This window comes from Pseudomonas sp. 5P_5.1_Bac1 (assembly GCF_025466015.1).
In the GTDB taxonomy this organism is placed as follows: domain Bacteria; phylum Pseudomonadota; class Gammaproteobacteria; order Pseudomonadales; family Pseudomonadaceae; genus Aquipseudomonas.
In genome coordinates this window covers 12,758-24,804 of sequence record NZ_JANLNX010000007.1, presented here as the reverse complement: position 1 = coordinate 24,804, position 12,047 = coordinate 12,758, and the positions used below count along the sequence as shown (strand labels likewise).

Sequence of the window (12,047 nt, the reverse complement as noted above, 5' to 3'; positions counted from 1 at the left end):
GGTGTAGAGATTCAAATCTGGGTTTCTGGTGCGCCAAGCACCAAAAAGGTCGCGAATCATACGCTGATCCCGGCGCAAACGCATCAGAGCGTAGCGGTATATCGCCATCGGTGCCGCGCTTTGCGCCGGACGGTGGATCAGTCGCGGGATGCTTCGGGCAAAGCGTCGGGGCTGTCGTCGGTGTCCACCGCGTCATCCGCCGTCTCGCCAGGCGCTTCGGGCAGGTCACGCAGCAGGTCGTCGAAATCGGTTTTCAAGCCTTCTTCCATCGCATCCAGCTCCACCAGCAAGGTGCGGAAGCTGGTTTCTTCCACCGGCGCCTCGCCGTCAGGCTCGGCGCTGGCGTCGGCCAGGGCCTGCAAATGCGCGGGCACGGGCAAGTCGTCGAGGTCCATTGGCGGCATCGGCGCCGGCTCCATTTCCCGCAGTTCGGCCAGGGATGGCAGTTCGTCGAGGCTTTTCAGGTTGAAGTGGTCGAGGAAGCCCTTGGTGGTGGCGAACATCGCCGGCCGGCCGGGCACCTCGCGGTAGCCGACGATCCGCACCCACTCGCGCTCCAGGAGCGTCTTGACGATATTGGTGTTGACCGCGACGCCACGCACATCCTCGATCTCGCCGCGGGTGATCGGCTGGCGATAGGCGATCAACGCCAGGGTCTCCAGCAAGGCTCGGGAATAGCGCTGCGGACGCTCTTCCCACAACCGGCCGACCCACGGCGCGTAGGTCTCGCGAATCTGCAGGCGATAACCGGAAGCAACCTCCACCAGCTCGAAAGCCCGCCCGGCACAGGATGCCCGCAGCACTTCGAGGGCTTCCTTGAACACGCTGGAGTCAGGGCGCTCGGCTTCCTCGAACAACTCGAAAAGCCGCTCCAGCGATTGCGGTTTACCCGAGGCCAGGAGGAAGGCTTCGAGCAGGGGCGCCAGGTCGCGCGGGTCGTTCAGGTTCATGCGGTTGCTCTTGAATTCATTCTGCCCGGGCCCGGACGTGGATCGGCGCGAAGGGCTCATTCTGCACGAGTTCGACCAGCGATTCCTTGACCAGCTCAAGAATCGCCATGAAGGTCACCACCACGCCAAGCTTGCCCTCCTCCGCGGTGAACAGCTCGACGAACGGCACGAAGCCACCGCCCTTGAGGCGCTCAAGCACTTCGCTCATGCGCTCGCGGGTCGACAGCGCCTCACGGCTGATCTGGTGGCTTTCGAACAGATCACTGCGGCGCAACACCTCGGCCATGGACATCAGCACTTCTTCGATGCAGACATCCGGCAGCAGCTTGCGCGCCTTGGCCTGCGGGGCGTCGAGGCGCGGCACGATGATGTCGCGGCCGACCCGGCTCAGTTGGTCGATGTCCTCGGCGGCGGCCTTGAAGCGTTCGTACTCCTGCAGGCGACGAATCAGCTCGGCGCGCGGGTCGTCTTCTTCTTGCTCGGCCTGCTCGGCCCGCGGCAGGAGCATGCGCGATTTGATCTCGGCCAGCATCGCCGCCATCACCAGGTATTCGGCGGCCAGCTCCAGGCGCACGGTCTTCATCAGCTCGACATAGCCCATGTACTGGCGGGTGATTTCCGCCACCGGGATATCGAGAATGTCGACGTTCTGCTTGCGGATCAGGTAGAGCAGCAGGTCCAACGGGCCTTCGAAGGCTTCGAGGAACACTTCCAGGGCGTCCGGCGGGATGTACAGGTCCACCGGCATTTCGGTCAGGGCCTGGCCATAGACCATGACCAGCGGCAGTTCCTGTTGGGCGCCGGCCTGGGGATCGACCGGAGCCTCTACCTCTTCGACCATGCTCACGCTTCGACCATGAAAGGCGCAGGGTCGCCGCAACCGACCCGTATGACTTCCGGCTCGTCTCCGGACAAATTGATCACGGTGGAGGCTTTCAGGCCGCCGAAACCGCCGTCGATGATCAGGTCGACGTGGTGCTCGAGCGCCTGGCGCATTTCATAGGGATCGGTCATCGGCTCGGACTCGCCGGGCATCACCAGGCTGACGCTCATCAGCGGCTCGCCGAGCTCTTCCAGCAGCGCAAGGGCGATGGGATGGTCCGGCACGCGCAGGCCGATGGTGCGGCGCTTTTCATGCAAGAGCAGGCGCGGCACCTCGCGGGTGGCGTTGAGGATGAACGTGTAAGGCCCCGGCACATGGGCCTTGAGCAGGCGGAAGGTGCCGGTGTCGATCTTGGCGAACAGCCCCAGTTGCGACATGTCGCAGCAGATCAGCGTGAAGTTGTGGTTCTTGTCCAGCTTGCGCAACTGACGTACCCGCTCCACGGCGTTCTTGTCGCCGATCTGGCAACCCATGGCGTAGGACGAGTCGGTCGGATACACCACCACCCCGCCCTTGCGGATAATCTCGACCGCCTGTTTTATCAGGCGCGGCTGCGGATTCTCCGGATGTATCTGGAAAAATTGACTCACATTGTCTTCCTGTTCAGACGGCCGCGGATGGCTGCTCATGTTTGAATCGACGCCACAGAGGTGGCAGATCCTCCGGCAGAGGCCGGTAGACACCGATTTCGGACCAGGTGCCCGGGCCATGGAAGTCGCTGCCAGCACTGGCCAGCAGACCGAACTCACGGGTCAGGATGGACAACGTGCCGACCTGTTCGGCCGGCTGCATGCCGTTGACCACTTCAAGCGCCTGTCCCCCTGCTTGAATATAGTCGGCAATCAGCCGGCGGCGCTTGCTGCGGGTGAGTTCGTAATGCATCGGATGGGCCAGGCTGACCCAGGCGCCAGCGGCGCGCAGGGTCTCTACCGTGTCGTCGAGGGTCGGCCAGTGCAGCTTGACGTCACCCAGCTTGCCGGCGCCGAGCCATTTGCGGAACGCTTCGGCGCGGTCCTTGACGTAGCCGGCGCTGATCAGGAAGTCGGCGAAATGCGGGCGCGCCGGCGCGTTGCCGCTGTCACCGAGCGCCTGCTGGATCGCCCGCGCGCCTTCCAGCGCGCCGGGCATGCCCTTGGCCGCCAGGCGCCGGCTGATTTCCTCGGCGCGCAGCCAGCGGCCGCGGTGCAGGGACTCGACGGCCTCCAGCAACGGCGGGGCATCCAGCGGGAATCCGTAACCCAGGACGTGGATGGTGACGCCCGACCAGGTACACGACAGCTCGATCCCGCTGACCCATTGCATGCCGCGCGCGTGCATCGCCTCGCGGGCCTCAAGCTGGCCTTCGAGGGTGTCGTGGTCGGTCAGGGCCATCATCCGGACGCCCTGTTCATAGGCGCGGGCAACCAGATCGGTGGGAGTCAGCGAGCCGTCCGACGCGGTGCTGTGGCAGTGCAGATCAACATTCATGGGGTGACGCTTTCCCTCTCATTGAGGTTTGTTATTATGCCGACACATCCCGCTCCTGGCTGCCACCGTGAAACAATTCATCGATTTCATCCCGCTGCTCCTGTTTTTCATCGTCTACAAACTCGATCCCCGCGTCGTCGACGTCGCCGGCCAGAGCTTCAGCCTGGGCGGCATCTACAGCGCCACCGCAGTGCTGATCATCAGCTCGCTGGTGGTCTACGGCACCCTGCTCATCCGCCAGCGCAAGCTGGAAAAAGGCCAATGGCTGACCCTGGTCGCCTGCCTGGTGTTCGGCGGCCTGACGCTGGCCTTCCACAGCGAAACCTTCCTCAAGTGGAAAGCCCCGGTGGTCAACTGGCTGTTCGCCCTGGCGTTCCTCGGCAGTCACTTCGTCGGCGACAAGGTGCTGATCAAGCGCATCATGGGCCACGCGCTGACCCTCCCGGACCCGGTCTGGACCCGCCTGAACCTGGCCTGGATCGCCTTCTTCCTGATCTGCGGCGCGGCCAACCTGTTCGTCGCCTTCACGTTCCAGGACTTCTGGGTCGACTTCAAAGTGTTCGGCAGCCTGGGCATGACCGTGCTGTTCCTGGTCGGCCAGGGTGTCTACCTGTCCCGTCACATGCACGACAGCGACCCCACCACTCCCAAACCCGAGGAATGACATGCTCTACGCCATCATCGCCACCGATGTTGCCAACTCGCTGGAAAACCGTCTGGCCGCACGCCCGGCGCACCTGGAGCGTCTGCAACAACTGAAGGCTGAAGGACGCATCGTCCTGGCCGGCCCGCACCCGGCCATCGACAGCAACGATCCGGGCGCCGCCGGTTTCAGCGGTAGCCTGATCGTCGCCGAGTTCGACTCGCTGCACGCCGCCCAGGCCTGGGCCGACGCCGACCCGTACATCGCCGCCGGCGTCTACGACAACGTCATCGTCAAACCCTTCAAGCAAGTCCTGCCGTAACACCCACGGCGCGCCGGCCGAGCCTGGCGCGCCGTGCCCCGTTTTTTAATCGGGGCAGTTGCTCATTATTCTCATCGCGCGGCCGACAACACCCTGAACACTCGACTGGAATTACAGGAGTTCCGATGCGTCAAGGTCCGTTGTCCATGCTGCTGTGCCTGTTGTTGCTGAGCCCGTTCACCCAGGCCGAAGAGGCCACACCGCTGTCGCTGAGTGCGGGCAGCCAGATCACCGAGTTGCAGCAGCGACTGAAAGAGAGCGAGCTTCAACGCGAAGCACTGACCCAGCAACTGCAAAATACCGACAGCGAGCGCGAAAACGCGCAACTGGGCCGACTACGCCAGGAAAACCAGCGCCTCAAGCTGATGCTCAAGGAGTCTCAGGCCAGCACGGCCCCTAAACTGCTGACCGATCAGCAGCAATGGTTCGTGATCGGCAGCGCGGTCACCCTGATCGCCGTGCTCTGCGGTATCTTTGTCAGCGGTAGCCACAGAAGGCGCAAGCAATGGTTGAATTGAGTGAGACATGAGTGAGCTGTTACTGATTGACGACGACCAGGAACTCTGCGAGTTGCTCGCCCACTGGCTGAGCCAGGAAGGGTTCCAGGTCCGTGCCTGCCACGATGGCCAGAGCGCCCGCAAAGCCCTGGCCGAACAGGCTCCGGCAGCGGTGGTGCTGGATGTGATGCTGCCCGACGGCAGCGGCCTGGAGTTGCTCAAGCAGTTGCGCAGCGAGCACCCCGAGTTGCCGGTGCTGATGCTATCGGCCCGCGGCGAACCACTGGACCGCATCCTCGGCCTGGAACTGGGCGCCGACGATTACCTGGCCAAACCCTGCGACCCTCGCGAACTGACCGCCCGCCTGCGCGCCGTATTACGCCGCAGCCATGCCCCCGCAGCACCGAGCCAGCTTGAAATTGGCGACCTGAACTTCAGCCCGGCGCGTGGCGTGGTCGAGATCGACGAACGCGAGCTGACCCTGACCCTCTCCGAAAGCCGCATCCTCGAAGCCCTGCTCCGCCAACCCGGCGAACCGCTGGACAAGCAGGAACTGGCGCAGATCGCCCTCGGCCGCAAACTGACGCTCTACGACCGCAGCCTCGACATGCACGTCAGCAACCTGCGCAAGAAGATCGGCCCCCACCCTGACGGTCGCCCGCGCATCGTCGCGCTGCGCAGCCGCGGCTACTACTACAGCCTGTAAGCGCTGTGTCAGTCAGGTTCCCGGCGGTCTTTACCCAGGCTTTACCCTTGGCTGACCGCCGCTGACCTTGATCTCCATAGACTGGCCACATCCGGTAACGACCGGCCTACAGATAGGAGAGACACCATGCGCAAGACCCTTATCGCCCTGATGTTCGCTGCCGCCCTGCCCACCGTCGCCATGGCCATGCCCGAAGGTGGCCCAGGCCCAGGCCCTGGTCCACGCCACGGCGAGCACCACCGCGGTGACGCGCCTTTCGCCCAACTGGACCTGTCCCGCGAGCAGCGCCAGCAAGTCGGCAAGCTGATGGGCGAAGAAATGAAGAACCGCCGCGATGTCACCCAGCGCTACCTGGACAAACTGCCGGCCGCCGAGCAGAAAGCCATGAAAGACGAGCTCAAGGCCAAACAGGACAAGACCCAGGCTGACATTCGCGCCCTGCTCAAGCCGGACCAGCAGAAGCAGTTCGACGAACTGCAGAAGAAACGCGAGGAACGCCGCGCCGAATGGCAACAGTTCCAGGCCTGGAAAGCTGAAAACGGCAAGAAGGCCCAGTAAGCTGTCACACCTCCCCCGCCCGGCCTGCTCATGCAGGCCGGGCTTCCGTCATTAGAGGGACTGCCCTTGCGTTCACTGTTCTGGCGTATCCTGGCCAGCTTCTGGCTCGCCATCGCCCTGGTCGCCGGTCTGTCGATCCTGCTCGGGCACACACTCAACCAGGACGCCTGGATTCTCAGTCGTCATCCAGGACTCAACGTTCTGGCGAAAAACTGGGCAGAGCGCTACGAGCAGCAAGGCCCGGAAATCGCCCAGCGCTACCTCGAACAACGCAAACACCGCTACCACATCGATACGCAGGTGCTCAACGAGGCCGGCGAAGCCGTGGTACCGGGTACGTTCCCGCGCCGGGCGGCGGTGTTCGAAGCGCGGCAAGGCAATGACGATCGCCCGCTGCCCTGGCGCCGCCTCACCGAGGAATACACCAGCCCCGGCAGCGGCACTACCTACCTGTTGATTTATCGCATCCCGCATCCCGAACTGGATGCCTGGCACCGCGAGAGCCTGATCTGGCCCCTGAGTGCACTGGGCATCACCTTGGTGGTGCTGACCCTGTTCAGCCTGCTGGTCACGCTGTCCATTACCCGCCCGCTCAGTCGCCTGCGCGGTGCGGTACATGACCTCGGCCAGGCCAGCTACCAGCAGAACAGCCTGGCGCGGCTGGCCAGCCGTCGTGATGAATTCGGCGTTCTGGCCAACGACTTCAACCGCATGGGCTCACGCCTGCAAAGCCTGATCGGCAGCCAGCGCCAATTGTTGCGCGACGTTTCCCACGAGTTGCGTTCGCCGTTGGCACGGTTGCGCATCGCCCTGGCCTTGGCCGAGCGAGCGGAACCGGAACAACGGGAAACCTACTGGCCACGCCTGACCCGCGAGTGCGACCGGCTGGAAGCCTTGATCAGCGAGATTCTGGTGCTGGCGCGGGTCGATGCCGAGCATGCCCACGCCGAGCCCGTCGACCTCAATGCGCTGTTGAACAGCGTGTGCAAGGACGCGCAACTGAGCGCGCCGGAGCAGGAGATCCAGATCCAGGAAGCCCCGGGCCTCACGCTTCAGGGCTGGCCGACGATGGTGGAGCGGGCGCTGGACAACCTGCTGCGCAATGCCTTGCGCTTCAGTCCGGAAGGTCGACCGATCGAGGTCACGGCATTACAGGAGGGCGAGCGGATCGTCATCAGCGTGCGCGATCACGGGCCGGGCGTGGCGCCGGAGCATCTGGAGCAGTTGGGCGAGCCGTTTTTCCGTGCACCTGGGCAGAGTGCGCCGGGGCATGGTCTGGGCCTGGCGATTGCGCGGCGGGCGGCGGAGCGCCATGGCGGGAGTTTGCAGTTGGCCAACCACCCGCAGGGCGGGTTTGTGGCGACGCTGGTATTGCCGGTTCAGGCGGGTGGGGGTGCCTGATTTGTAGCGTTCGCGACGGTTCGGCACGCCTAGCCGTCGCGATGAGCCCGGAAATCAGCCCCAGGCGCTGACAAAGTCCTCGGTCTTCAATACCGGCGCAGTCCGCGGCTCACCCATTGGCGTGCCGAGGTACAGGAAGCCAATCAACTCTTCCCCCGCTTCCAGACCCAGGCCCTTGGCCACATGCGCCGAGTAGGCCATCTCGCCGGTCCGCCACACCGCGCCGATGCCTTGCGCATGGGCCGCCAGCAAAATCCCGTGGGCGGCACACCCCGCCGCCAGCACCTGCTCGGACACCGGCACCTTGAAGTGTTCCTGGGTCCGGGCAATCACCAGCACCAGCAGCGGCGCCCGCAGTGGCATGGCGCGCGCCTTGTCGAGGGCGGCTTCGGTAGCATCACCCTTGAGCGCGACCACTTCGGCGAACAGCTCGCCCAGACGGGCCCGCGCCTCGCCTTCGACCGTGAGGAAACGCCAAGGCCGCAACTGGCCGTGATCCGGTGCACGCAAGGCCGCCTGGAACAGGCCTTCACGCTGGGCGGCGTTGGGCGCCGGGTCCGTCAGGCGCGGAACGGAAACACGGTTGAGCAAAACGTCGAGAGCCTCCATCGGCTACCCTCCAGGTCGAAAAATGAGGGCCCATTCTAGTGCCCTGCCGATCAAACACCACAGCGACGTTTACTTAAAAAGGCCCGCAGGTAGAATGGCGCCCTTCCGTTTCGAGTCAGAGCAGATCACATGGCGTTGCCGACCTTAAGGATCATCGGTTTCATTATCGGCATCTTCCTCATCACTCTGGCGGTCAGCATGGTCGTGCCGATGGCGACGCTGGTCATCTTCGAACGCACCAGCGACATGCCGTCGTTCCTCTGGTCCAGCCTCATCACCTTCATCGCGGGCCTCGCGCTGGTGATTCCCGGCCGGCCGGAGCACGTGCATCTGCGCCCGCGGGACATGTACCTGCTGACCGTCAGCAGTTGGCTGGTGGTGTGCATTTTCGCCGCGCTGCCTTTCCTGCTGACCCAGCACATCAGCTACACCGACGCCTTCTTCGAAAGCATGTCCGGCATCACCGCCACCGGCGCCACGGTGCTCAGCGGCCTGGACAGCATGTCGCCGGGGATCCTGATGTGGCGCTCGCTGCTGCACTGGCTCGGCGGTATCGGCTTCATCGGCATGGCGGTGGCGATCCTGCCGCTGCTGCGCATCGGTGGCATGCGCCTGTTCCAGACCGAGTCGTCGGACCGCTCCGAGAAGGTCATGCCGCGTTCGCACATGGTCGCCAAGTCCATTGTGCTGGTGTACATCGGCATCACCGCGGTCGGCGGCCTGGCCTTCTGGCTGGCGGGCATGAACCCGTTCGATGCGATCAACCACGCCATGTCGGCGATTTCCACCGGCGGGTTCTCCACCTCGGACCTGTCCCTGGCCAAATGGCAACAGCCGGCAGTGCATTGGGTCGCGGTGGTGGTGATGATCTGCGGCAGCGTGCCGTTCACCCTGTATGTGGCGACCCTGCGCGGCAACCGCAAGGCGCTGATCAAGGACCAGCAGGTCCAGGGCCTGCTGCTGTTGCTGGTGGTGACCTGGCTGGTGCTCGGCACCTGGTACTGGGCCACCACCAAGCTGCACTGGCTCGATGCCCTGCGCCACGTCGCGCTGAACGTCACCTCGGTGGTCACCACCACCGGCTTCGCCCTGGGCGACTACAGCCTGTGGGGCAACTTCTCGCTGATGCTGTTTTTCTACCTGGGCTTCATCGGTGGCTGCTCGGGCTCGACCGCGGGCGGCATCAAGATCTTCCGTTTCCAGGTCGCCTATATCCTGCTCAAGGCGTCGCTGAACCAGTTGATCCACCCGCGGGCGGTGATCAAGCAGAAATACAACGGTCACCGGCTCGACGAGGAAATCGTCCGTTCGATCCTGACCTTCTCGTTCTTCTTCGCCATCACCATCTGCGTGATCGCCCTGCTACTGTCGCTGCTCGGCGTCGACTGGATGACCGCCCTGACGGGCGCCGCCAGCACCGTGTCCGGCGTCGGCCCCGGCCTTGGCGAGACCATCGGCCCGGCGGGCAACTTCGCCACCCTGCCAGATGCCGCCAAATGGATCCTTGCCGGCGGCATGCTGCTCGGCCGCCTGGAGATCATTACTGTGCTGGTTCTATGTATGCCGGCGTTCTGGCGTCACTGACCGGCGCTTGCGCCGCCTCGGGCTGGTTCAGTCCGTGGCGGCGGGCGCGGTATTCGCCGGGGGTGACATCGAACCAGCGGCGAAAGGCCCGGAAGAAATTGCTCGGGTCGGCGAATCCCAACAAGTAGGCCGTTTCCAGCAGGGTCATGCCCGGCTGGGCCAGGTACTGCTCGGCCAGTTCGCGCCGGGTGTCATCCAGCAGGGCCTGAAAACTGGTGCCCTCCTCCTGCAAACGACGCTGCAAGGTGCGCTGGGACAGGTGCAACGCCTGGGCCACGAGTTCGCGCTTGGGTTCGCCCTGCGGCAGCACCCGGCACAACACCTGGCGAGCGCGATGGGTCACCCGGCTTTCGGAGAAACGCGCCAGGTATTCCCCGGCGAAGCGGTCGTGCAGGGTCGCCATTGCCTCGTTGGCGGTGGGTAGCGGCGCCTGCAGGTCTTGCGGATCGAAGATCAGCGCGTCATAGGGCGCGCCAAACACCAGCGGCGAGTGAAATGCCGTCTTGTAGGGTTCGATATCGTGGGGTTGCGGGCCCTGGATCAGCACCCGCCGTGGCTGGATCACCCGCCCGCTCAACCAGGTGCACAACGACAACGCGCAGGCCAGCGACGCTTCGGAGCTATGTCGGGTCGGCGGCAGATGGTCGCCGTGGACGGTAAGAATCAGGGCATGGCCTTCCGGGCCGAGGTGAAAACTCAGGTCGGAGCTTTCGGCAATGATCCGCTGATAACGCACCAGACGCTCGAAGCCCTCGGCCAGGGTCCGGCTCGACATCAGCGCATAACCCACCACATGAAACGACGCCGGTCGCACCACCCGGGCCATGTTCAGGCCGATGGCGTGGTTGCCGGACAATTCCTCGGCCAGTTGCCAGAGACGGGTCATCGAGTCCTGGGTGAAGCGCGCGTCAGGGTCATCCAACGCGGCGAAGTCCAGGCCGAGCTTGCGAAACAGGCCAGGACAGTCGAGCCCTTCAAGCTCGAGCGCTTTGACAATCCCGGAGGCCCAGCTTGCTGACGTGGTTCTCTCGTTCATGGCGGGCTCAGGTTTTGGGGAGACGCAAAGGATACTAAAGTGGCGCCTATTGTCACTTGCTGATACAGCTACTGACTCTAGACTCAGTTCAGGCTCCACGCCCTATAGGTTGCAAACTTACAAGAACAGGGAGGCTAAAGCCGTGGACAATCTGCAGCGCTTCAACAGCTTCGAGCAGTTCTATCCCTATTACCTGGGCGAGCACAGCAACCCCGCGTGCCGGCGCTTGCACTTCGTCGGCACCACCCTGGTGATTGCCCTACTCGCCTACACCATCGGCAGCGGCAAGTGGCTGTTGCTGCTGGCCGTGCCGTTCGCCGGCTACGGCTTTGCCTGGGTCGGGCATTTCTTCTTCGAGAAGAACCGCCCGGCCACCTTCAGCTATCCGCTCTACAGCCTGTTGGGAGATTTCGCGATGTACCGCGACATGCTGCGCGGGAAGGTGAGTTTCTAGAATCCTGGCTGAAATCAACCCTGCACGGATTCAGCCAGCCGCGCCGCGTCCGCTTGCGCCTGCCGCGCTTGGTCATCCGCCAGCCGATACAGCTCGATCTGGCCGTCCCAGTGCTCGATCAGCGCCGTGCAGGACTCCACCCAGTCGCCACAGTTGAGGTAGTCGATCTCGCCGACCTTGCGGATCTCGGCGTGGTGGATATGCCCGCAAACCACCCCGTGGAAGCCCTGTTTCACGCACTCGCGGGCGATGGCTTCCTCGAAGTCGCTGATGAAGTTCACCGCGCTCTTGACCTTGTGTTTCAGGTACGCCGACAACGACCAGTAGCCATAGCCGTAGCGCGCCCGCCAGTGATTCAGCCAGCGGTTGAGGGTCAGGGTGAATTCGTAGGCCGAGTCGCCGAGAAAGGCCAGCCAGCGGTGATAGCGGGTGATGACGTCGAACTGGTCGCCGTGGATCACCAGCAAGCGGCGGCCGTCGGCGGTGAGGTGCTCGGCCTGGTCCACCAGATGAATGTTGCCCAGCACCAGTTTCGAGTAGCGACGGAGAAATTCGTCGTGGTTGCCGGTGACGTAGATCACCTCGGTGCCGCGCTTGCTCATGGTCAGCAGGCGGCGAATCACGTTGGTGTGGGCCTGCGGCCAATACATGCCGCCGCGCAGTTTCCAGCCGTCGATGATGTCGCCGACCAGGTAGATGCGGTCGGCGTGATAGCGCTTGAGAAATTGCGACAAGTGCTCGGCCTGACAGTCGCGGGTGCCCAGGTGCACATCGGAAATCCACAGGGTGCGTACGCGCTGCTTGCGCGAGGGTTTGATCAACGCGGCACTGGTCATGGGCGGGGCTCCGGCAGACTTTGGGCGAGCTTGCCAGTCGGCGGTTAATCGAACATGACAGCCATGCGGCAGTCCCATGACAGCCGCGGCGAGAGTAAACT

Annotated in this window: 15 protein-coding genes; 8 read left to right on the top strand and 7 right to left on the bottom strand. The window is 64.0% G+C overall.

Annotated elements, in window-relative coordinates; translation table 11 throughout:
- Nucleotides 1-137: 137 nt before the first annotated feature.
- The 4 genes from scpB to NTD82_RS01145 all read right to left on the bottom strand — a co-directional run bounded on the left by scpB (nt 138) and on the right by NTD82_RS01145 (nt 3,300).
- Complete coding sequence (gene scpB / locus NTD82_RS01160; protein WP_262127472.1) at nt 138-950, bottom strand: SMC-Scp complex subunit ScpB; 813 nt, start codon at nt 948-950, stop codon at nt 138-140.
- A gap of 16 nt (nt 951-966) precedes the next feature.
- Nucleotides 967-1,665, bottom strand: a complete 699-nt coding sequence (locus NTD82_RS01155; protein WP_175651932.1) for a segregation and condensation protein A — start codon at nt 1,663-1,665, stop codon at nt 967-969.
- Nucleotides 1,666-1,793: 128 nt separating this feature from the next.
- Entirely contained in the window at nt 1,794-2,423 is a 630-nt protein-coding gene (locus NTD82_RS01150; protein ID WP_095157119.1) for an L-threonylcarbamoyladenylate synthase, read from the bottom strand.
- A gap of 13 nt (nt 2,424-2,436) precedes the next feature.
- Complete coding sequence (locus tag NTD82_RS01145) at nt 2,437-3,300, bottom strand: PHP domain-containing protein (protein ID WP_095156814.1); 864 nt, start codon at nt 3,298-3,300, stop codon at nt 2,437-2,439.
- Between the two features lie 67 nt (nt 3,301-3,367).
- Between NTD82_RS01145 and NTD82_RS01140 the strand changes: the two genes are divergently transcribed.
- From NTD82_RS01140 to NTD82_RS01115, 6 genes are all read left to right on the top strand, one after another.
- Nucleotides 3,368-3,964 (top strand): septation protein A, encoded by a 597-nt coding sequence (locus NTD82_RS01140; protein WP_095156813.1) that lies wholly within the window; start codon nt 3,368-3,370, stop codon nt 3,962-3,964.
- Nucleotide 3,965: 1 nt separating this feature from the next.
- Nucleotides 3,966-4,265, top strand: a complete 300-nt coding sequence (locus NTD82_RS01135; RefSeq protein WP_095156812.1) for a YciI family protein — start codon at nt 3,966-3,968, stop codon at nt 4,263-4,265.
- 125 nt (nt 4,266-4,390) lie between these two features.
- Complete coding sequence (locus tag NTD82_RS01130; protein ID WP_095156811.1) at nt 4,391-4,783, top strand: translation initiation factor 2; 393 nt, start codon at nt 4,391-4,393, stop codon at nt 4,781-4,783.
- A gap of 7 nt (nt 4,784-4,790) precedes the next feature.
- Nucleotides 4,791-5,468: a response regulator transcription factor gene (locus tag NTD82_RS01125; protein ID WP_095156810.1), complete on the top strand. Its 678-nt coding sequence runs from the start codon at nt 4,791-4,793 to the stop codon at nt 5,466-5,468.
- 126 nt (nt 5,469-5,594) lie between these two features.
- Nucleotides 5,595-6,026, top strand: a complete 432-nt coding sequence (locus NTD82_RS01120) for an LTXXQ domain protein (protein ID WP_262127471.1) — start codon at nt 5,595-5,597, stop codon at nt 6,024-6,026.
- 60 nt (nt 6,027-6,086) lie between these two features.
- Nucleotides 6,087-7,427, top strand: a complete 1,341-nt coding sequence (locus NTD82_RS01115; RefSeq protein ID WP_262127531.1) for a sensor histidine kinase — start codon at nt 6,087-6,089, stop codon at nt 7,425-7,427.
- 54 nt (nt 7,428-7,481) lie between these two features.
- On the opposite strand, the gene NTD82_RS01110 is transcribed toward NTD82_RS01115, so the two are convergent.
- The gene (locus tag NTD82_RS01110) at nt 7,482-8,036 is read right to left on the bottom strand and encodes a nitroreductase family protein (RefSeq protein ID WP_095156807.1); all 555 of its coding nucleotides are present in this window, start codon (nt 8,034-8,036) and stop codon (nt 7,482-7,484) included.
- 129 nt (nt 8,037-8,165) lie between these two features.
- Here NTD82_RS01110 and NTD82_RS01105 point away from each other — a divergent pair, with 129 nt between their 5' ends.
- The gene (locus NTD82_RS01105) at nt 8,166-9,620 is read left to right on the top strand and encodes a TrkH family potassium uptake protein (RefSeq protein ID WP_095156806.1); all 1,455 of its coding nucleotides are present in this window, start codon (nt 8,166-8,168) and stop codon (nt 9,618-9,620) included.
- Here the strand turns inward: NTD82_RS01105 and NTD82_RS01100 are convergent.
- Complete coding sequence (locus tag NTD82_RS01100) at nt 9,577-10,656, bottom strand: AraC family transcriptional regulator (RefSeq protein WP_095156805.1); 1,080 nt, start codon at nt 10,654-10,656, stop codon at nt 9,577-9,579. The genes NTD82_RS01105 and NTD82_RS01100 overlap by 44 nt on opposite strands.
- Nucleotides 10,657-10,798: 142 nt before the next feature.
- Between NTD82_RS01100 and NTD82_RS01095 the strand changes: the two genes are divergently transcribed.
- A complete protein-coding gene (locus NTD82_RS01095; RefSeq protein WP_262127470.1) occupies nt 10,799-11,110 on the top strand; it encodes a DUF962 domain-containing protein in 312 nt (103 codons plus the stop codon).
- 14 nt (nt 11,111-11,124) lie between these two features.
- On the opposite strand, the gene NTD82_RS01090 is transcribed toward NTD82_RS01095, so the two are convergent.
- Nucleotides 11,125-11,946 carry a UDP-2,3-diacylglucosamine diphosphatase gene (locus tag NTD82_RS01090; RefSeq protein WP_262127469.1) on the bottom strand — a complete coding sequence of 274 codons (822 nt, stop codon included), beginning with the start codon at nt 11,944-11,946 and terminating at the stop codon, nt 11,125-11,127.
- Nucleotides 11,947-12,047: the final 101 nt, after the last annotated feature.